This is a genomic window from Methylocystis sp. sgz306128 (genome assembly GCF_056032725.1).
On the sequence record NZ_JBVYWO010000001.1, the window covers coordinates 234,482 to 254,789 of the forward strand.

At 60.4% G+C, this 20,308-nt stretch carries 18 protein-coding genes; 11 read left to right on the forward strand and 7 right to left on the reverse strand.

Annotated elements, in window-relative coordinates:
- Window positions 1–55: 55 nt before the first annotated feature.
- From AC0N03_RS01085 to AC0N03_RS01100, 4 genes are read left to right on the forward strand one after another with little or no spacing between them, the layout of a single operon-like run.
- Window positions 56–958: an aldose epimerase family protein gene (locus AC0N03_RS01085; protein WP_474286531.1), complete on the forward strand. Its 903-nt coding sequence runs from the start codon at window positions 56–58 to the stop codon at window positions 956–958.
- Window positions 945–1,529 (forward strand): DUF4202 domain-containing protein, encoded by a 585-nt coding sequence (locus tag AC0N03_RS01090; RefSeq protein WP_474286532.1) that lies wholly within the window; start codon window positions 945–947, stop codon window positions 1,527–1,529. The genes AC0N03_RS01085 and AC0N03_RS01090 overlap by 14 nt, the downstream gene beginning before the upstream one ends.
- A 20-nt stretch (window positions 1,530–1,549) precedes the next feature.
- Window positions 1,550–1,705, forward strand: a complete 156-nt coding sequence (locus AC0N03_RS01095; RefSeq protein ID WP_474286534.1) for a hypothetical protein — start codon at window positions 1,550–1,552, stop codon at window positions 1,703–1,705.
- Window positions 1,706–1,717: 12 nt separating this feature from the next.
- Window positions 1,718–2,293, forward strand: a complete 576-nt coding sequence (locus AC0N03_RS01100; protein WP_474286535.1) for an SCO family protein — start codon at window positions 1,718–1,720, stop codon at window positions 2,291–2,293.
- A gap of 40 nt (window positions 2,294–2,333) precedes the next feature.
- On the opposite strand, the gene AC0N03_RS01105 is transcribed toward AC0N03_RS01100, so the two are convergent.
- A complete protein-coding gene (locus AC0N03_RS01105; protein ID WP_474286536.1) occupies window positions 2,334–3,176 on the reverse strand; it encodes a transporter substrate-binding domain-containing protein in 843 nt (280 codons plus the stop codon).
- Between the two features lie 95 nt (window positions 3,177–3,271).
- Between AC0N03_RS01105 and AC0N03_RS01110 the strand changes: the two genes are divergently transcribed.
- Window positions 3,272–5,212 (forward strand): glycosyltransferase, encoded by a 1,941-nt coding sequence (locus AC0N03_RS01110; protein WP_474286537.1) that lies wholly within the window; start codon window positions 3,272–3,274, stop codon window positions 5,210–5,212.
- A 44-nt stretch (window positions 5,213–5,256) separates the two neighbouring features.
- Here the strand turns inward: AC0N03_RS01110 and AC0N03_RS01115 are convergent, their stop codons facing one another.
- Window positions 5,257–5,667, reverse strand: coding sequence for a MerR family transcriptional regulator (locus AC0N03_RS01115; RefSeq protein WP_474286538.1), 411 nt, complete (start codon window positions 5,665–5,667; stop codon window positions 5,257–5,259).
- Window positions 5,668–6,003: 336 nt separating this feature from the next.
- Here AC0N03_RS01115 and AC0N03_RS01120 point away from each other — a divergent pair, with 336 nt between their 5' ends.
- A complete protein-coding gene (locus AC0N03_RS01120) occupies window positions 6,004–9,522 on the forward strand; it encodes a hypothetical protein (protein ID WP_474286539.1) in 3,519 nt (1,172 codons plus the stop codon).
- Window positions 9,523–9,556: 34 nt separating this feature from the next.
- On the opposite strand, the gene AC0N03_RS01125 is transcribed toward AC0N03_RS01120, so the two are convergent.
- Together AC0N03_RS01125 and AC0N03_RS01130 are read right to left on the reverse strand one after the other, a co-directional pair.
- Complete coding sequence (locus tag AC0N03_RS01125; RefSeq protein ID WP_474286540.1) at window positions 9,557–10,474, reverse strand: class I SAM-dependent DNA methyltransferase; 918 nt, start codon at window positions 10,472–10,474, stop codon at window positions 9,557–9,559.
- Window positions 10,471–11,952: a hypothetical protein gene (locus tag AC0N03_RS01130; protein ID WP_474286541.1), complete on the reverse strand. Its 1,482-nt coding sequence runs from the start codon at window positions 11,950–11,952 to the stop codon at window positions 10,471–10,473. The genes AC0N03_RS01125 and AC0N03_RS01130 overlap by 4 nt, the downstream gene beginning before the upstream one ends.
- A 147-nt stretch (window positions 11,953–12,099) precedes the next feature.
- Between AC0N03_RS01130 and AC0N03_RS01135 the strand changes: the two genes are divergently transcribed.
- Together AC0N03_RS01135 and AC0N03_RS01140 are read left to right on the forward strand one after the other, a co-directional pair.
- Entirely contained in the window at window positions 12,100–12,762 is a 663-nt protein-coding gene (locus tag AC0N03_RS01135; protein ID WP_474286542.1) for a response regulator, read from the forward strand.
- A 130-nt stretch (window positions 12,763–12,892) separates the two neighbouring features.
- Entirely contained in the window at window positions 12,893–13,150 is a 258-nt protein-coding gene (locus AC0N03_RS01140) for a DUF6460 domain-containing protein (protein WP_474286543.1), read from the forward strand.
- Here the strand turns inward: AC0N03_RS01140 and AC0N03_RS01145 are convergent, their stop codons facing one another.
- Together AC0N03_RS01145 and AC0N03_RS01150 are read right to left on the reverse strand one after the other, a co-directional pair.
- Window positions 13,151–14,224: a quinone-dependent dihydroorotate dehydrogenase gene (locus tag AC0N03_RS01145; RefSeq protein WP_474286544.1), complete on the reverse strand. Its 1,074-nt coding sequence runs from the start codon at window positions 14,222–14,224 to the stop codon at window positions 13,151–13,153.
- Entirely contained in the window at window positions 14,224–14,571 is a 348-nt protein-coding gene (locus tag AC0N03_RS01150; RefSeq protein WP_474286545.1) for a DUF952 domain-containing protein, read from the reverse strand. Before AC0N03_RS01150 ends, AC0N03_RS01145 begins: the two co-directional genes overlap by 1 nt.
- 147 nt (window positions 14,572–14,718) lie before the next feature.
- On the opposite strand from AC0N03_RS01150, the gene AC0N03_RS01155 reads away from it, so the two are divergent.
- Entirely contained in the window at window positions 14,719–15,348 is a 630-nt protein-coding gene (locus AC0N03_RS01155) for a S24 family peptidase (RefSeq protein WP_474286546.1), read from the forward strand.
- Window positions 15,349–15,377: 29 nt separating this feature from the next.
- Here AC0N03_RS01155 and AC0N03_RS01160 read toward each other — a convergent pair whose 3' ends face one another.
- Entirely contained in the window at window positions 15,378–17,072 is a 1,695-nt protein-coding gene (locus AC0N03_RS01160; protein ID WP_474286547.1) for a lysine--tRNA ligase, read from the reverse strand.
- Window positions 17,073–17,279: 207 nt separating this feature from the next.
- On the opposite strand from AC0N03_RS01160, the gene AC0N03_RS01165 reads away from it, so the two are divergent.
- Together AC0N03_RS01165 and AC0N03_RS01170 are read left to right on the forward strand one after the other, a co-directional pair.
- Window positions 17,280–19,064 (forward strand): acyl-CoA dehydrogenase C-terminal domain-containing protein, encoded by a 1,785-nt coding sequence (locus AC0N03_RS01165; RefSeq protein WP_474286548.1) that lies wholly within the window; start codon window positions 17,280–17,282, stop codon window positions 19,062–19,064.
- A gap of 25 nt (window positions 19,065–19,089) precedes the next feature.
- Complete coding sequence (locus tag AC0N03_RS01170) at window positions 19,090–20,298, forward strand: acetyl-CoA C-acetyltransferase (protein ID WP_474286549.1); 1,209 nt, start codon at window positions 19,090–19,092, stop codon at window positions 20,296–20,298.
- The last annotated feature ends 10 nt before the right edge of the window (window positions 20,299–20,308 follow it).

Here is a 20,308-nt window from a genome sequence, read left to right on the forward strand (position 1 = left end):
GGCAATTCATAAAGGCGGAGTGCATCATAACAGGCGCGACTCGGGGAATGTAAAGATGACTCATCCTGTCTTGATGACAGCTCATGGCTTTGAATGCGAGATCTGGCCGCAGGCCGGAGCGAATATTGTGCGGCTGGCCTATGTGCGCGATCGTATCCGTATCCCTTTGCTCTACACGCCCGCCGAGCCTCAGCCCGGTGCAAGCCCGAGCTGGTTCGGCCTGTGGCCCATGGTGCCTCTGTGCAATCGTGCCTTTGGTGCAAAACTGGATACCGGTTTCGAGATTCACGATCTGCCGCCGAACGACCCGGCTGGCGTCAATATTCATGGTTTTGGCTGGCAGGCCGCCTGGGATATCGTGGCGCAGAGCGAATCGCGTCTGGTGATGATGCACAAGGCCGAACGCGCCGGGCCATATTTTTACACGGCCCGCATGAGTGTCACGCTGGATGCGGCGGGCGTCACCTTCGATCTTTCTGTGCGCCATGACGGCCGCGAAGCTCTGCCCTATGGCATTGGTTTTCATCCGTGGTTTCCCAGCAATGAAGCGACGCGCGTGCGTCTCAAGGCGCAGGGCGAAGTCTATATGAGCGAGGGCTTCCGGCCTCACGGCCACGGCCGCCTGCGCGACCTGCATGATTTTTCACGCGGGCGCCCGGCGCGCGAATGGAGCGAACGCGCCATCAATTTCACCGATTGGGACGGGCTGGCCCAGATCGACTGGCCGGATATCGGCAAGACGCTGACCATTCAGGCAAGCCCCAACCTGCGGCATCCGGTTCTCTGGTCGCCGCTTGGCGCGGATTTTGTTTGCTTCGAGCCGCAGTCACATGCTGTCGGAGCGCAGACGGAAGGGCTGATCCGTGCGATTGCGCCGCTGCACACTCTGGCGGGCGGCGAAAGTCTCAGCGGCACCATGCGCCTGTCCCTGTCGGAGTTCAGCTTTGAAACGGCTTGAAAGTATTTTTGCCGCGATCGATGCCTGCAACAGTGCCGATCCCAACCGCTTGTCCGGCGAACCCGCCGAATGGCTTTATGGTCGGCGCATGAGCGAAATGCTGAATCTTTTCGCGCCGCAGGCCGATCTGGCGGTGCAAATTGCCGTCAGAGGCCAGCATATCGAGCGCTGGAGCCTGCCGCGCAGCGATTTTCCCGAGGGTAAGGCCGGCTATCATCGCTGGCGCAACGAGCAAAAACGCCGCCATGCCGACAGGCTCGCGGGCCTGATGACGCAATGCGGGTTCGGCGCGGAGGAAATCGCGCGGGTCGGCTCAATCGTGCGCAAGGAAAAGCTGAAGCAGGATGCCGACGCCCAATGCCTTGAGGATGTCGCCTGTCTGGTGTTTCTGCAATATTACGCCGCCGATTTCGCAGCAAAGCATGAAAAAGACAAGGTGCTCGACATTCTTGCCAAAACCTGGAGCAAAATGTCGCAGGCAGGCAAGGCGGCCGCTTTGCGGCTGGATATGCCGGCTGCAGTGGCCGCACTCGTACGCGAAGCGCTGCCGCAGGAGTTGGACGCGAAGTAAAATTGCATTATACCTGCTTTATGACGGATGCTGGGCGGGAAACCTCTAATCAGTTTGCCAAGGTTGTGGCGTTGGCGGGTTTTGGCCTGCTTTTTGTCGCCGCGCTCATCTTATGGGCGGGGTTTGGCCCGCTGATCTTTGTGGATCTGGCCAGCACGATCCGCAGTTGCTTTTAGGAATTTGTCCCGATGAAACGATTGCTGCCTCTGAGCCTGCTCCTGCTTGGGCTGATCGCTGCGGTGGGTGCGACCATTTGGGTGCTGCGTCCGCATGATGCGAATGTGGCGGGGGCGATAGGAGGGCCGTTCTCGCTTACCGACCAGAATGGCAAAACCGTTACCAACAACGATCTGGCCAATAAGATCACGCTCGTATTTTTTGGCTACACCCATTGTCCGGATGTCTGCCCCACAACCTTGTCGGACATGACGCAGGTTCTGGGTAAGCTGCCGGATAATGCGCCTGTGGCCGCTCTTTTCATTACGGTTGATCCCGAACGCGATACGCCCGCGGTGCTGAAGGATTATCTCTCCAGTTTTGATCCGCGCATCATCGGCCTTTCCGGCTCCCGCGCGCAGATCGACGCTGTGGAGAAGGCCTATCGCGTCTATTCAAGAAAGGTGCCCGGCACACGCCCGGAAGATTATTCCTATGATCACACGGCGCTGGTCTATGTCATGGGTCGCACCGGTCAATTCATCGAATCTCTGAATCTTGACCGGCCGGCCGAAGCGACGGCCAAGGAATTGCAATCGATGTTCTAAGGCTCCGGCCCTTCGGGCGGGGAACAGACGCGAGCTGCTTTTAATAAAAGCTGACTGGAAAGTATTTTCTGGTCAGTTCGGCAAGCTTGCCGCTGGCATCGAGCCGGATCAGGCTGGCGTTGATCGCATCGCGCAAGGCCTCGTTCTTCGGCAGCAGGGCGATGCGCGCGCCATCCGAAAAGAAGGCCGAATCGTAATAGGCGCCGCCACTGAAGGCGCAGCAATCGCCCTGCGCGCCGGCGAGCCATATGGCGAGGCTCGGCCCGTCGGCGAAGAGCGCCTCAACCTTGCCGCTGCGCAGCGCCTCCTCGGCATCGCTCAGGCTGGAATATCCGGTGGCCAGCGTGGTTGGAAAATTGAGCCGGAAATAGGCCTCATGGGCGCTGCCGCTGACCACGCCGATTGATTTGTTGCTCAGGTCTTGCGCAGACACGATCTTGAGCGGACTGTCTTTCAGCACGGCAAAGCGCGCGGGCGTCAGGTAATAGGGCATTGTAAAAATATAATGCGCAGCCGTTTGCGGTGTTTGTTTCAGCGAAGCGATAACGGCATCTCCGGCATCGCTGTCCATGGCCGTATCCAGCTTGTCCCATCGCCAGGGCTGGATTGTGCAGGTCGCTTTCAGATCGTCGCAGATGGCGCGGGCGAGGTCGATATTGAATCCGGATAATTCGCCATCCGAGCGCAGGAAATCAAACGGCGGATAATCGCTCTCCGTCAGAAACCGGATCTGGTGGATGTCGCCGGCCTGTGTCCGGACATTCTGCGCGCGATGGTCGAACAGGGCGGGCGTTTCGCTTTTTGTTTGGGCATGTACAATATTGATAGTAAAAAATAGAAATAATGCTGTGTATAAAGCCGAATTTTTCTTAAATATACTCATGGAACGGCAGGCCTTCACATCAATTATTGCTGACATGCACTAATATATGATTCATTAAATTGCGAATATGCGTCACGCATCTGGAGCTTACGGTCATGCAACTGGATAAGTCCAGTTCTTCTGGTGTCATCACAGAGCCTGTCAGCATAACGCCGAATGAGGATTTTGTCCCCGTTCCATCATCTTTTCCCGCTCATGCCATTGATGCGCCGGCAAGCCAGATCAGCCTGCCGGTTGAACTGGCCTTCATCGCGCATTGCGGTCTTGCGCCTGACGTTATTTTTGCAGCCGCAGACCGCGCCTATTACGAGGGCGTCGGAATTGTCCGCTATGTCATTGCCAACGGACTGCTGGAAGAGGGCTTTTTCTATCGTAGTGTGGCGGATTTTATCGGTGTTCCTTTTATCGATTACGAAGTTTCGCTCAAAAATCACGGCCCGGTCGGCGCAAGGCTGCGGTCCGGACTGGCGTTGGTCGAAGCGGACGGCGCGGAGCCGCATTACCTTGCCGCGCCCGAGGATGCGCTTTTGCGTGTTCTGCTGCGCAGGGGGAGTCTGGGCCGCCGGATCGCCATAACGACTCCGTCCCGGTTTCGCCGGCTGACCGGTGCGCAGGCTGGCCCGATGCTGGCGGAGGAGGCCGCTCTGGGCCTCTGGCGCAAGAACCGGTACCTGTCTTTCCGCGATGGCATGAATTCCTTGCAGTTTGGTGTGCTGGCAGCCCTTGTGCTGTCCTTTGGCTTTTTTGCGGCATGGCATTTTTTGCCAACTTTAATTTACTGCGGCCTGATTTGCGATGTCATCACACTGGGCTTTATCCTGCACCGGCTGGTCGCCACGGCGGCGAGCTTTTGGTACATGCAGCCGCATGGGCTTTCGGTTCCCGATTTTCAGTTGCCAAACTACACGATCATCGTGGCGCTCTATCGCGAGGCGAATATCGCCGGGCAACTCTATGAGGCTCTTTGTTCGCTTGATTATCCGGCCAGCAAGCTCGACGTCGTTTTTGTTCTCGAAGAGAGCGATGAGGAAACGCGCAACGCTCTTGCTGCTTTGCAGATGTCCGTGAGATTTCTGATTCTGCAGGTGCCGGAGGGGATGCCGCGCACCAAGCCCCGCGCCCTGAATTTTGCCATGCCGTTTGTGCGCGGCGAATTCGTCTGCGTTTATGACGCCGAGGACATTCCTGATCCGGATCAGTTGCGCCGGGTTGTCTCGGCCTATGCCCGCGGGCCGGAGAATCTCGGCTGCGTTCAGGCGAGGCTGGTGGTCGGCAATGGCGGTGACTGCGTTCTGGCGCGGCTGTTTGCCATCGAATATGCCGGCTTGTTCGATGTCACCAATGCCGGACTTTCCCGGTTGGGCTGGGGCTTTCCGCTTGGCGGCACATCCAACCATTTCCGAACGGATTCCTTGCGTCATCTGGGCGGCTGGGATGCCTGGAATGTGACGGAAGACGCCGATCTGGCTTTCAGGCTGGTGCGCGGCGGCTATTCGATGCAACTGATCGATTCCGTAACAATCGAGGAAGCTCCCGTTACCGTTAAAAACTGGATGAGCCAGCGGCGGCGCTGGCTAAAGGGGTGGATTCAGACGCTGATTGTGCATACACGGGCTCAGATCCTGCTTCGTTCGCCGCAGGGCTATTTTGCCGCCAGCAATGTCTTTCTCACGCTCATTGCCACAGTGCTGACCACTTTGATCGCACCGGCAGTACCGCTGTTTTTTGTCTGGCTCGGCTTCTGGATCTATGCCGAGGGGTGGCAGTGGATCGCAACTGCGCCTTTCGTCTGGCTTTCGATTGCCGTGGGCATCCTCGGCGTTGTCTCGATTTTATGGACGGCCGTCCTCGGCATCTTGCGGCGCGGGCCACGATCCCTGCTCAAGGATGTGGCCTTGCTGCCATTCTACTATTGCCTGATGTCGGCCGCCGCCTGGCTGGCCATAGGCGATTTGATCCGCCAGCCCTATGAGTGGCTGAAAACGCATCATCTTGGTCAAAATGGCCGGGGAGGACAAAGCGCGCAGGGCGGGTAGCGACGGGCAGCGCCACCGGCTTATCCACGCGCCGCCCGCTCATTTCAGGCTGCAAGGCCCTGTTGCGCGCGCAATTCTGCAAGCGCAGATTCAATTTCTTTCCGTTGATTTTCCAGATACTCGATCTGAGTGGTAATCTGCTCAGAACTGAGTTCCAGCCGCGGCGGCGCATCGTCGACATAGATCGATGAATTCACCATCTCGCGGATTTCCGAGAGCGTGAAGCCAAGTTGCTTACCCTTCAGGATCACCTGCAGGCGGACGCGGTCGCGCCCATCGTAAAGCCGCAGATTTCCCTCGCGAAGCGGATTAAGCAGGCCTCTGTCCTCATAAAACCGCAGTGTACGCAAGGTAATATTGAATTCGCGGGCGAGATCTCCGATCGTATAATATACTTTTTGTCCTTCATTGGCGTTATCTTGCAGTATGACCGCGTTTTGTTGACGATTAGACATAAGTTCTGGCTCCTGAAATTAAAAATTTCGGTCTAACTGTGAGTACGCAAAGCAATAACCGCTTTTTACACTATAAGATTGCGAGCGGCTTGATTTGCAACTTACATCACCATCCGGAATTTTCAATCACAGGTTGTATTATTTATTAACTAAATTGCATCACATTATTTGTCCGATAAATGGAAAAAATGTTGCTGCGCTTTCCTTAACGCTATCTTTACCATCCTGGTAGAAAGTTTGATCTGCGTTCATGTTCCGTTAGCAGGAATGATTCTCCGGGAGGGTCGTGGGCGCCCAACGTGTCGGTGAACGGGTTTTTGGGCCTCAGGTAGCAAAATGAGCAAAAGTTCTTCGAGCAAATTCCAGAATATGGATTTGGGCGCGCCCGAAGCCGCCAAACTGGCCGCACGACGCGCTGGAATGTCCCTCGGCGCCTGGATCAATCAGGTGGTGCAGGACAAGGCTGACGAACTTGCCCTGGACCCGGATGAACTTGACGAAGACGAGCGGCTGGACGCGGTGATCGAACGGCTGACGCGTCTCCAGCTCCGCCGCCCGTCCACGGCTTCCGCATCGCGGGAGCAGGTTCGTTCCGGCACTCGCGCCGCAGCGGACGAGCCGCAATCCCGTGTGTCGCAGGTCAGGCAGCCCGTGCGCCCGCAACTGGACGATCCCTTGTCCCAGGTGCTGCAGCGTCTTGAAGTGATGGAGCGGCACCTGTCGCGCCAGCCCGAGCGTAATGATGCCATTCTGGCACAGGCGCTTGAGCGGCTGGAGTCCAAGATTGACGCCCGCCAAAATGCACTGGCACCCCGGATACCGGAAACCGTGCTGAACCGAACCCAGGCAGCGCGCGCCGACGCCGTCCCCATGCAGCGGGCCGGCAATACGCTGAAGGACATCACCGCGCGTCTCAATGCCCTCAACGCCAGCCTTGGCGGCAATGGGCAGCGCGCGGCCCAAAAAGCCTCGCCCGCATGGATGCCTGTTTCGCGTCCCGTGCCGGTCTGGCAATCTGCTGCGGCACTCAATGCCTCCGCTTTGCCGGGCATTGACGGGCGCTCGCGCATGGAGCAGCGTAACGCGCTCGAAAATAAGGCATTTATGGATCTGCAGGCCGAAGTCGCGCGGCTGGCGGAGCATGTCAGGGCGCTCCATGGCCCGCAGCCCAGCCCGGAAGTGGCTGCTCTCCGGCAGGATCTGATCCAGATGGCGCAGATCGTGTCGGAACTGGCGCCGCGCCGCAGTATTGAAGATCTGGAAGCCCGCCTCTCCGAGCTTATGCAACGCATGAGCAGCACCCATGACGAAAGTCTTTCGCGTACGGTGCTCAATCCGCTGGCCAAGATGGTCATGGAATTGCGCGAGGCCATGGTTGATATCGATCCGCGCCCGGTTATTTCATCGATAGAGCAGGAGATCGCTGTTCTCGGCGCCAAAGTTGCCGCGCTGGAAATCAATGGTTTCGATGCTGCCGCGTTTACGATGCTGCAGCATCAGGCTCAGAATATTCAGGTAGCCGTTGAGCAACTGGCGCGTCAGCCCAACGCCATTGCCGCGCTTGAACAACAGATTGTGACATTGTCCGGGAAGATCGAGGCGCTGGCCAAGGCGCCGGATCGCACTGGATTTGCCGATATTCTCGCGGCAATCGATGAAATCCGCGCCCGCGTCGATCACCGGCTGGCCACGGACAATATCGAAGTGCTTGAACGGCGCGTCGAGGAACTTGCCGGAAAAATCGACAGCGCTTTCAGTTTTGCGCTGCAGAATCCAGCGCCGCCCGCCGACACGCGCGAGCTTGAGGATATGGTGCGTTCGCTGTCTCTCAAGCTGGACGAAGCGCAGCGCTCCGATGCCAGCGCGGAAGCTTTTGCGGCGCTGCAACAGCAGATTTCCGCCATATCCGAGCAAATGCAGCGTTCGGACATGAATTTTGCCGTCGTGGCCTCGCTGGAGCAATCGATAAAAGGGCTCTTCCGCGAAATGGACGAAGCCAAGGCCATGACGCTGGAGGCGGCGACACACGCCGCCCGCGAGGCTGCGCGCGAATCTGCCCGGGAATTGCTCGATGCAGCGGCTCCTGCCGAAACATCGCAGGACATGGCGCGGCTCACCCATGCCCTGCAGGATATCATCGACGCGCAAACCAATGCCGATCAGCGCGCACAGACGACCATGAGCGCTGTGCAGGACGTATTGGAGACCATTGCCGGGCGTCTGAGCACATTGGAACACGAACTGGCCGAGGTTCGCGAAGGCCCGGAAGACGCGGCAAAGGACGTCGCTCCTGCGGCATCGAAACCGGCTTTGGCCGAGAAAGCTGCGTCACTGCCGCAGGCGGGTTTTGATCTCGCGGATGAATTTGCCGCCGCGCTCCAGCGTAACTGGGCCCCGCCGCCGGTGGCTCAGGATTTTTCTACCAATCCAGGCCATGCGGATGAGATCTCCTCGTTCGACGAAGATTTTCTGCTTGAGCCGCGCTCCGGTCAGCGCCCCGCCGCCCCGCAGGCTGAATCCGAGCCGGCAACTGAGCCGAATACGCCGCCTGTCGCGGCGCTCAATACCAAATCGGAATTCATTGCCGCTGCACGCCGGGCCGCGCAGGCAGCGTCCAGATCCAATCAGGCCGGTGCGTCCGAGGCCTATGGCGATATGCAGGAGGATGCGACGCCGGAAGGCATGGCGGCACGAGCACGCCGCTTTCTGGACAAGCGCAAGAGGCCGTTGTTGCTGGGGTTGGCAGCGGTGATGATCGCCGTGCTGGGACTGCAGGTTGTACGGACCTTCGGCCCGAAGAACATTGATTCGCTGATGAAGCCATTTTCGAGCCTGACGGAAAAAGACAAGCTCGTACAACTGAATGAGCCGGCCAAAATTTCGCAACGTGCCGGGATGGCGGGCGTATCTGTGGTAAAGTCCGAGGATGCCGCGCCCGCAGCCGCACTGAATGGCGGGGGCGCTTCCGTGGCGCCAGCGCCGGAGGCTGGTTGGAACGCGGTATTCGATCGTAAGGCGCAGGCGGATGCCGCCGGCACCATCAAGGAACCGGCTGGCAGTTTCGTCAAGGGTGTCATGGCGCCCACGCACCGTGGCTTTGCAATGACGGAACGCAGAACGGCTGATGCACCGACCGCGCAGGTCGACACAACCCCGCTCGGTTCTACGGCCTCGGCGCCCGCGCCCGCTCCGTCCGTATCCGAACAGGCGAACATGCCGACACCGCCTGCACCGGGCGAAAGCCTGCGCCGGGCCGCCGAAACCGGCAATGCGGCCGCGCAATATGAACTGGCTGGCCGTTTGCTTGATGGACGCGGCGAGGCGCAGGATGCAAAGGCAGCCGCTGGCTGGTTCGAAAAGGCGGCTGCGCAGGGGCTGGTTCCGGCGCAATACCGTCTCGGCGCATTATATGAAAAGGGCATCGGCGTTGCCCGCGATCTGGCCAAGGCGCGAACCCTGTATGAGCGCGCAGCGTCGCAGGGCAATCCGCGCGCCATGCATAATCTTGCTGTCCTGATCGCCGAAGGCGTGGGCGGCAGTGCGGATTATGCAGCGGCCACGCGCTGGTTCCGCAAGGCCGGGGAATATGGCGTGCGCGACAGCCAGTTTAATCTGGGCGTGCTTTATGCGCGCGGCCTTGGCGTGAAGCAGGATCTGGTGCAGTCCTATATCTGGTTTGCTCTGGCCGCGAAGCAGGGTGACGACGATTCGGCCCATAAGCGTGACGAAATTGCGGTCAAGCTCGATGCCGCCGGTCTGGAGCGGGCGAAGGCGGATGTGGCCGCCTTCCGCCAGCGCACGCCCGACGCCAATGCCGTCGAGGTGGCTATGCCCGCCACTGGCTGGAACAGCTAGGCGCCGGTGTGATCCGAAGCGAAAAAAGAGCGCTCTATCCGGCGGCCTGAAGCAGCATCACAAGCCCCGGAACATCCGCGCCTCTGTCCTGCCGCGCTGATTGCTCCGCAAGTACGCGCTGCGCAAAGCCGTTATCTCTCGCAAGCCCGGTCAGATAGGACGCTGAATGGGCAAAGCGGTAATCTGCGCCCAGCGCAAAATCGCCGGCGGCCTGCTTCTGCACGGAAAAGCCGAAATATCCGCCCGGTTCCAACACCCGCCGCGTCTGCGCGAAAATGTCGTGCAAGGCGCCGCAATATACAAAAACATCCGCCGCAAGAACGAGGTCGGCGCTGGCGTCTGGCTGCGCCTTCAGAAAATCAAGCAGTTCCGCCACAGCCAAGTGCTGGTAGAGGCCCGTTCTCTGCGCGGCGCGGATCATGTTGGCGGAAAGATCGACGCCGCTGGCCAGGATAAATTGGCCCTGCAGCGCACGCGCCATGAGCCCGGTGCCGCAACCCAGATCAATGAGGTGGCGGAACGGCCTCTGCATCTTTGTATGCTGCAGCAGAAGATCGGAAATGATCTGCGGCCCGCGGTAATTGAGAGCCCCGACCAGATGCGTCTCAAATCGCGGCGCATATTGATCGAACAGGCCGGCAACATAGGCGTGATTATCGAAAGTACCCGTCGCACCCAGCCTGTGCAGGTGCAGCCCCGCGCCAAACGAATCCTCAGGCATGAGGCTGAGGGTCTTCTTGAAGGCGGCAATGGCAGCCTCCCGCCTGCCGAGTTGTTCCAGAATTTCGCCATAGGCGAACCAGCAGGCGGCCCAGTCCGGCGCAAGCTCCAGAGTCTGGGCATAGAGATCGGCTGCGGCGGCGAGATCGCCCTCCTGCGCCAGATCCTGCGCATATTCGTAGCGCCGGTCGGCATGCATGTCGCCGGAACTCTGGAACTGGGTAAGATTCAAGGCAATATCCTGTGTGAGGCGACCGTCAACGCGCCAAAGGCGAGCGCCAGCACATTGCCAGCGAGAATGGCTACTGCAAGATGGGCCGGAATGGGAACCAGCTGGTCATGAACGAATGTTCCGCCGATGACGATCAGCACGGTATAAAAAGCCACGAGTGCGCAATCCGATTTTGCCCGCGGCCATTGCGCAAGCAGAAGGAGCGGAAAAAGCCCCGCAGCGCAGATGCCCAGAGCGCTTAGCATCCCGGCCTCGACGGGAAAGGCCCAGCGCGCCAGTATCAGGACACAGAACAGCGTCAGCAGGATGAGGCTGCCGCGGTTGCGGGCCAGTCTCTGGCTGCTGAGCGGGCGAAACGGCATATCCGCCGGCAGGGCCGTCTCGGTCAGTTCGGCGGCGAGCGAGCGGAAGGCCGCCATGCCAAAATTCAGGGCAAGCAGATAGATGGCCGCCTTCATCAGGCCCTCGAATATGAAGTGCGGCCCCAGACGCAGAGATAATCCGTCGCCGAGCCTCTGCTGGATGATGACCATGTCGCCACGCTCGGGAAGCGGGCTCATGGCCTGCCAGATCTGTTCACGCGCGGGCCAGAAGACGAAGGTCAGCACGAGGATGGCCCAGAGGCCCGCAATCAGGCTTGAGCGACGGATCGCGGCAGGTGCGGGGGCGGCAAGCATCGGCGCCAGCATGTGCGGCAGGCTGGCCAGAGCCAGGGCCAGAGCCGCGCCCTGCGCCAGAAGCATATCCCAGCCAAAATTGATATGTGCGGGAATATTGATCGTGAAGCCCTGTCCCAGAAGCGGAACGGCAAAGGCGCAGAGGCTCATGAACAGGCTGTACCGGCCGATTATCAGGCTAGCCGGAAGCCCGCCGATGAGAAGCGGCAGCGCGATCAGAATGCCGGAGGCGACCAATGCCTGCTGGTGGCTGACGCCGAAGCCGGAGGCCAGCAGCCGCGCGGCTGTCTCCAGACTGCCCAGACAGAGCAGCAGTCCCGACGTCCAGAGCGCAAGGGTGATCAGGCCCTGCGTCACGGGCTCTGGAAAACGGGCGCACAGCCACTGGCGCAGCGAAAATGCCCCGCTGCGGCGCAGAGCCGGTCCGCTCACGAAGCCTGCGAGCCCGATGCCGAGACCGCCGCCGAGCAGAAAGATGAGGCTATCGCCGAAAGCATCCCGTCGCTGGCCCGCGCACAGCACCAGACCGAGAACGAGTGCGAGCCAGACCGCAGCGCCCTGCCGTGGCTTCAGCCCTCGGTCATCGGTAAAATAGGTGCCGAGCACCATGGTGCGGGAGAGCAGCACCAGTGCCAGCATGCCTGCCAGCACCAGAGCGAGCACAACCGTCTGGGTCAGTTGGTTTGCGACGCCGAACTGATCGAGTAAATGACCAAAGCCAAGAATGAGGACGAGGCCGATCACAAAAAAGCGAAGCAGCGGCGGCCTGTGTCTGCGGGGTCGGTCTGATAAAATTGTCATAAAATTTGCACCAAAGACATTGCTTTTATTTGGGATCATCCTCTTAAATGCAAACAAGCTGAATATGGACGGATTTGTGCTTCATGACAATTGTGGGCCATCCCGTTTCAGCGCAAACAAAATAAATATATTCGGGGAGTTTTATTCATGTCCTTGGCCCCCACCCGTATCCTGATTGCGGACGATCACCCGCTCTTTCGCGGCGCTCTGAGGCTGACCGTCGCGCCAATAGCCGAAAGTGTGGAAATTTTCGAAGCGGGGGATCTCAACGCCGCCAGTGCCCATCTGGCCGAGCATGGCGACACCGATCTGGTTCTCCTCGACCTCACAATGCCGGGCGTGCGCGGTTTTTCCGGGCTGATCTACCTGCGCGCGCAATATCCGGGCGTTCCTGTGATTGTCGTATCGGGCAATGCCGACCGTAACGTCATTCGCCGCTGCATTGATTTTGGTGCGGCCGGCTTCATCCCGAAGACGCTGGACGTGGAACTGATGCGCGAAGCCATCCGCCGTGTGCTGGAAGGCGGCACCTGGACCCCGGAAGACGTCGATCTCGCAGCGCCCATGGACAAGGATACGTCCGATATCATCCGCCGCATGGCAAGCCTGACGCCGCAGCAGGTGCGGGTGCTGATGATGCTCTCCGAAGGGTTGCTGAACAAGCAGATCGCCTATGAGCTTTCCGTGTCCGAGGCCACGGTAAAGGCGCATGTTTCCGCCATATTGCAGAAGCTTGGCGTCGAGAGCCGCACACAGGCCGTTATCGTCGCCTCCAAGATTGAACTGGAGCCGACGGGCGTCGAAAATTGATGCCGCGCCTTGATCCGGCCTCTCTGGGCTGATAGCGCTTCTGGCTGCGGGCCGTGTGCAGCAGTGTGCGACATGCGCCGGGCCTGCCCATATTTAGCGCCCTGAGCGGCAAATTGAGTTGGAGTTTGACGTGTTGCAACAGATTTTCGGCGGCCGTCCGCTTGCGGTTATCGGGCGATTGGTGCTGGCATCGCTGATTGTGGGTTTCTTTCTTGTCTGGCTGGATATACGCCCGCTCGACCTGTTTCAGTCCATTCACCGGTTCATCATTCACCTGTGGAACATGGGCTTTGATGCTATCCGCGAAATCGCCCAGTATATTCTGGCTGGGGCGATCATTGTCATTCCCATTTGGCTGGTCAGCCGTCTGGTCAAAGGCCGCGGCTGATCAGGCGGACAGCCAGTCCGCCACGCGCGAGCCGGTGGCGGCGGCCATGCTGGCATGGTGGTCGGCCCTCAGGCCCGCCGCCAACCCGCCCTTGATCTCGCCGATCAGCGGCAGGCCCTTGAAAACCAGCGCCGAGTAAAGCTGCAGCAGGCTGGCCCCGGCTGTGATCTTGGCATAGGCGCTTGCGCCGTCGTGGATGCCGCCCACACCGATGAGCGGAAACTGGCGTTCCACGCGCACGAAGGTTTGCGCAAGCATTTTTGTCGCCAGGGGAAACAGCGGCTTGCCGGAAAGGCCACCTGATTCGTTGACCGTGTGGTGCAGGCTTGCAGGGCGCGTGATGGTGGTGTTGGAGACGATCATCCCGTCGATGGCGCGCCGCCTCGCCACACGCACGATGTCGTCGAGGTCTTCCAGAGCGAGATCGGGTGCAATTTTCAGGAGAACCGGGCGGCGCGGCGCGGTCTGCGCGGCAGTTTCGCGCGCGTCCAGCACTCTGGCCAGCAGGTCGTCGAGAGCTTGCGCGCTTTGCAGATCCCTGAGGCCGGGCGTATTGGGCGAGGAAATATTGATGGTGAAATAGCTTGCGACAGCGGCAAAAGCCCGGATGCCGGCGGCATAATCGGCCATTCTGTCGGCTGAATCCTTGTTGGCGCCCAGATTGACGCCGACAATGCCGCGGTTCTTGCGGGCGTTGAGACGGGCCAGCGCCGCTGCATGGCCTTCATTGTTGAAGCCGAGCCGGTTGATGAGGCCAATGTCCCGGGGAAGGCGAAACACGCGCGGACGCGAATTTCCGTCCTGCGGGCGCGGCGTGACCGAGCCGATTTCGGTAAAGCCGAAACCCAGAGCGAGCAGCGCATCCGGCACTTCGGCATTCTTGTCGAAGCCGGCGGCCATGCCGAGCGGATTGGGAAAATCGAGACCGAAGGCCCGCACGGCAAGGATCGGGTCATCGGCCCGCGGCTGGCCGCAGGGCATCAGCCTGAGCGCATTCAGCGTGGCGCGATGGGCTGTTTCAGGCTCCAGCGCCATGAGGGCAGGCTGCAGCAGCGGCGAGAGCAGGGACAGCATCACAAATCCTCGGGAAACAGATGGGCACTGCCTATCCAGCGCAGCGGCCGTACCCAGAGGGCTGAAGCTGGCGCAAACGTGCCGTAAAGATGCGGAAACAAGGCGCCGCCGCGCGAGACTTCCCATTTGAGCGGGGCAAGCTTCTCGGCCTCCAGCGCCACGAGCAGCAGATTATCCTGCCCGGCAAAATGTTTTGCCGCCGTTTCACGCACCTGTGCGGCAGTGGAAAAATGGATATAGCCATCGGCATGGTCGACGGGCGCGCCGGTAAAGCAGCCGGCGGCCACGGCCTCGCGCCAGAGCGCCTCGGGAACAATCTTGTATATCAGCACGTCGCTTCTCCTCATGCGAGCCTTAGCGCGCGCCGCCGCTGGCTGCAAGTGTGCCGCCCGTCTTGTCCGGCCAACCGATTACCTGTATAGGAAACTTATCCTCAATATGCACGCTCATGCTAGAGACAGGGCTTCGCCGTCCGCCGGCTTTCGGATTTTTCAATGTTGACGCATCAGCACATCTGGGCTGCTCTCGACCAGCTTGCCGGGAAATACGGCCTGAGCCCATCGGCATTGGCCCGGAAAGCAGGCCTCGACAGCACCACCTTCAACAAATCCAAGCGCATGTCGCTGGATGGCCGGTTGCGCTGGCCCTCAACCGAATCGATCGCCAAAGCCCTTGAGGCAACTGGTGCCAGCCTCGATGAATTTCTGCTGCTGGTAGCCAAACAGACTCCGCGCCCGCGCCAGAGCATTCCCCTGCTTGGTTTTGCGCAGGCCGGCTCCGGCGGCTTTTTCGATGACGGCGGCTTTCCTGTAGGTTCCGGCTGGGATGAGATCGATTTTCCGGCCGTGGTCGATGAACATGCCTATGCGCTAGAAATCGCCGGTGAATCCATGATGCCGGTCTATCGAGATGGCGATATCATCATCGTTTCGCCGACAGCGGCGGTGCGGCGCGGCGACAGAGTGGTTGTGCGCACGTCCGACGGCGAGGTCCTTGCCAAGGAATTACGCCGGCAGACGGCAAAAATCATCGAGTTGCGTTCGCTCAACCCGGTGCACGAGGACCGCATCCTGCCGGTGGAGCAGGTCGCCAGTCTCGGGCGGATCATCTGGTCGAGTCAGTAGCGCGGGGCGGGGCTCAATCCCCGGCCCGATTATTTCTTGCGCGCCGCCAGAAAGGCCTCGTGTTCGGCCAGCAGGTCGCCATTCAGCGCTTTTTCGATAAGCACGATGGTCTCGGCCACGCCGTAGAGCGCGACAAACGAGCCGAACCGGGGGCCTTTCTGCTCGCCGAGCAGAATTTCATAAAGCGTGTTGAACCAGGCGTTTGAAACGCCGGGCCGTTCCGGCGTCGCACCTTTGGCCTTGAAATCCTGATAGCGCGCAACGGGCCGCGCGACATCGTAAAGCGCCGTCTGAATTTCCTCGCCGGTGGCGCCGTGCGGCAGATGGCTGAGGGTCTGCACGAGCGTCCTGAGGGCTTCGGTCTCGACATCGTCCGCTCGGCGATAGGTCTTGGCAGGGCGCACGAAATCCCGGTAATAGCGCAATGCATATCCGACCAGTTGGTCTAGACGCGGATGCGTTTGCGGCGAGACATCGGGCGCATAGCGCTGCAGGAAACCCCAGAGCACTTTCGGTTCCTCGCTGTTGGCGACGGATACAAGATTGAGCAGCATCCCGAAGGATACGGTTGTGCCCGAAGCGTCCAGCACTTCGGCGGCGGGCGGATTGCCGCCGTGAATGTGCCAGACCGGATTGCTCAGCCGCGCCTTTTCGTCCTGACGGGCAAAACCGCCGAGAAACTGGAGATATTCATCCACTGCGCGCGGAATGACGTCAAAATGCAGCCGCTTGGCCTCGCGCGGCTTCTGATACATGAACAGAGCCAGACTTTCCGGGGAAGCATAGGTCAGCCATTGATCGATGGTCAGGCCATTGCCTTTGGACTTGGAGATTTTGGTGCCCGCCTCGTCGAGGAACAATTCGTAGTTGAAGCCCTCCGGCGGCGTTCCGCCCATGGCCTTGACGATCTCCCCCGATAGCTTGACAGAATCAATCAGATCCTTGCCCGCCATTTCATAATCGACGTCGAGTGCATACCAGCGCATGGCCCAGTCCGGCTTCCATTGCAGCTTGGCATGTCCGCCGGTGACCAGCGTTTCAAAGCTTTCGCCGCTGTCCGGGTCGCTCCAGCCGATCAGGCCCGTTGCGGCATCGAGCACTTTGACGGGAACCTGCATCACGACGCCCGTGCGCGGGTGGATGGGCAGGAACGGCGAATAACTTGCCGCCCGCTCCTCGCGGAATGTCGGCAGCATGATGGCCATTATGGCGTCATAGCGCTCCAGCATGCGTAGCAGCGCGGCGTCGAAACGTCCGGATGTATAGGCGTCTGTCGATGACATGAACGTATAATCGAAGCCGAACTGGTCAAGGAAATCGCGCAGCATTGCGTTATTGTGGTGGGCGAAGCTCTCGAACTTGCCAAATGGATCCGGCACGCGCGTCAGCGGCTTGCCGAGATTGGCGGTGAGCAGATCCTTGTTGGGGACATTGTCCGGCACTTTGCGCAGGCCGTCCATGTCATCGGAAAAGGCAATGAGCTTTGTCGGCACCGTGTCATTGGTGAGCAGGCGGAACGCCTGCCGCACCATGGTTGTGCGGGCGACTTCGCCAAATGTGCCGATATGCGGCAAACCCGAAGGGCCATAGCCGGTTTCGAACAAGACCTCGTTCTTGTGCGGGTTCCGGGCGCGCCGGGCAATCAGCTTGCGCGCCTCCTCGAAAGGCCAGGCGCTGGAGGTTTGCGCGGCCTCGACCAGCGCAGGCGGAAAAACATGTGTCATCTTGGTCTCGATGCGTCGGAAATCTCAACGCTTTATCTGCAAGATCAGGCGCATACGCAAGCAGGAATGTCAGTTGAGGCGCGATTGCGGTGCTTTTTGCGTCAGGAAAATCAATTAGCGTAATATTGTTTATATATAAACGATTCAGCCGAAGATTCGCCTTATTCACCGCCGATACTTTATGCAAAGAACGGGGAGCGCCAATCCATGCCTCTGTATCAAGCCCCCTTGAAGCAGGCGATGTTCCTGCTGCGCGACGTTCTGGCCTTTGAGAGTCACCGCGAACTCCCCGGCTTTGGCGATCTCACGCCAGATCTGATGGAAGCCATTCTCGCCGAAGCCGCAAAGCTGGCCGAGCGGGTGCTTCTGCCTCTCAACCGCACTGGCGACATCGAGGGCTGCCGGCGCTTGGCTGACGGCAGCGTCCTCACCCCGGCGGGATTCCGTGCGGCCTACGAAGCTTATGTCGAGGGCAGCTGGCCGGGTCTTGCCGCGCCGGTGCGTTACGGCGGGCAGGGTCTGCCCTATGTGGTGGCGGCGCTGGTCAATGAATTCTGCACTTCGGCCAATATGGCCTTCACCATGTATGCGGGCCTGAGTCAGGGCGCGCTGGCGGCGCTGATGCAGCACGGCACCGCGGCTCAGGTTGAGCGTTTCGCGCCGGGGATGACATCCGGCCGCTGGACCGGCGCGATGAACCTCACCGAGCCGCAATGCGGCACCGATCTCGGGTTGATCCGCACGAAGGCCGTGCCGCAGGCAGATGGCGCCTTTGCCATTACCGGACAGAAGATCTTCATTTCGGCGGGCGAGCATGATCTGGCCGAGAATATCGTTCATCTCGTGCTGGCCCGCATGGAAGGCGCGCCAGAAGGCACCAGAGGACTTTCGCTGTTTATCGTGCCGAAATTCATGGTTGGTGCAGATGGCCGCACTGGCGCGCGCAATGCTGTGTCCTGCGGGTCGATAGAACATAAGATGGGCATTCACGGCAATGCGACCTGCGTGATGAATTATGACGGCGCGCGCGGCGAATTGCTGGGCGAGGCCGGAAAAGGGCTGGCCGCCATGTTCGTCATGATGAACGAGGCCCGTCTTGGCGTCGCCATACAAGGGCTGGGCCTTTCCGAGGCCGCCTATCAGAACGCACTGGCCTATGTCAGGCAGAGGCGGCAGGGCCGTGCGCTCACCGGTGCCAGCGAACCGCGCGAGGCTGCCGATCTTCTGCTCGTTCACCCCGATGTGCGGCTCAATCTGCTCCGGATCAAGGCTTTCAACGAGGCGGCGCGCGGATTGGTGCTGTGGATCGCGCTGCAAAGCGACATCGCGCACCGGAGTCCGGATGCGGCGGCGCGCGAGGCAGCGGAAGACCTTCTCGGCCTGATGACGCCCGTGCTCAAGGCGCTGCTCACGGAACGGGGCTTTGAAAATTGCGTGGCCGCGCAGCAATTGTTTGGCGGACACGGCTATATTGCCGAATGGGGGATGGAGCAGTTTGTCCGCGATGCTCGCATCACCATGATCTATGAAGGCGCCAACGCCATTCAGGCGCTTGATCTGGTCGGGCGCAAGCTCGGCGCGCATGGCGGGCGGGCACTGACCCGCCTGTTTCGCGAGATCTCTGCTTTTATGGCGGATGCAGGCAGGGACGAGACTTTGAAGCCATTGGTCGCCGACATGGCCAGAGGCCTTGGCCATGTGCAGCAGGCCAGTCTGTGGCTTATGCAGAACGCCCCCGCCAGACCTGATCATGCCGGGGCGGGCGCCATGGATTATCTGCGCATGTTCGGAATTGTTGCGCTCGGCTATATGTGGCTGCGCATTCTTGTTGCGGCCAGGGCGGGAAGCGCCGAAGATCCAGACCGGCTTGCCGCGAATATGGCGACCGCCCGGTTCTTTTTTCAGCATATGATGCCGGAGACGGCGCTCTGTCTGGCACGGCTGACCGCAGGCTCCGACGCCATCGTGGCGCCCGGCGCACAGATGTTCTGAACGGCAACCCGGAAGGGGGGAGAGAATGACGCAGGCATTCATTTTTGACCATGTGCGCACGCCGCGCGGGCGCGGCAAGGCGGATGGCGCTCTGCATGAGGTTTCGACACTCACGCTGGCCGTCACGGCGCTGCGGGCGCTGGCCAGCCGCAACGCGCTGGATACGGCTGCCCTCGACGATGTGGTGCTGGGCTGCGTCGATCCGGTGGGCGAGGCGGGCGGCGATATTGCACGCGCCGCCGTGCTCGCGGCCGGCTTTCCTCATGAAGTGCCCGGCGTACAGATCAACCGTTTTTGTGCTTCGGGCCTTGATGCCGTCAATTTTGCCGCCGCGCAGATCATGGCCGGGCAGCAGCAGCTTGTCATAGCCGGCGGAGTGGAGAGCATGAGCCGGGTGGGCATCGGCGCATCGGGCGGGGCCTGGCCGGTCGATCCTGCCGTCGCCATTCCGGCCTATTTCATGCCGCAGGGCATTTCCGCAGATCTTATCGCGACGAAATATGGCTTCACCCGCACCGACGTCGATTCCTATGCCGTCGAGAGCCAGCGCCGGGCTGCCGAGAGCTGGGCCAACGGTTATTTTGATGCGAGTATAGCGCCGGTGCGCGATGTCAACGGGCTGACCATTCTGGCGCGCGACGAGCATCTGCGTCCGGAGACGGACCTTCAGGGGCTGGCGGCGCTCAAGCCGAGTTTCGCGCTTTATGGCGAGCAGGGCGGCTTCGATGCAGTGGCCATTCAGGCGCATCCCGAAATTGAATATATCAATCACGTGCATCATGCAGGCAATTCCTCCGGCATTGTCGATGGCGCGGCTGGCGTGCTCATCGGCTCTGCCGCGGCGGGCGAGCGCCTTGGCCTCAGGCCGCGGGCCCGCATCCGTGCCTTTGCCAATATTGGTTCCGAACCGGCCCTGATGCTGACCGGGCCGGTGGATGTCACACGCAAATTGCTGCAGCGTGCGGCCATGGCGGTCGGGGATATCGATCTGTTTGAGGTCAACGAAGCCTTTGCGGCGGTTGTGCTGCGCTACATGCAGGCCTTCGACCTGCCGCTGGACAAGGTCAATACGCGTGGCGGGGCCATAGCGCTGGGCCATCCGCTGGGCGCGACGGGAGCCATGCTGCTCGGCACGGCTCTGGATGAACTGGAGCGCACCGACAAGACAACCGCGCTGGTGACGCTGTGCATCGGCGCAGGCATGGGCACAGCCACCATCATCGAGCGCGTGTAGGGGGATAAAA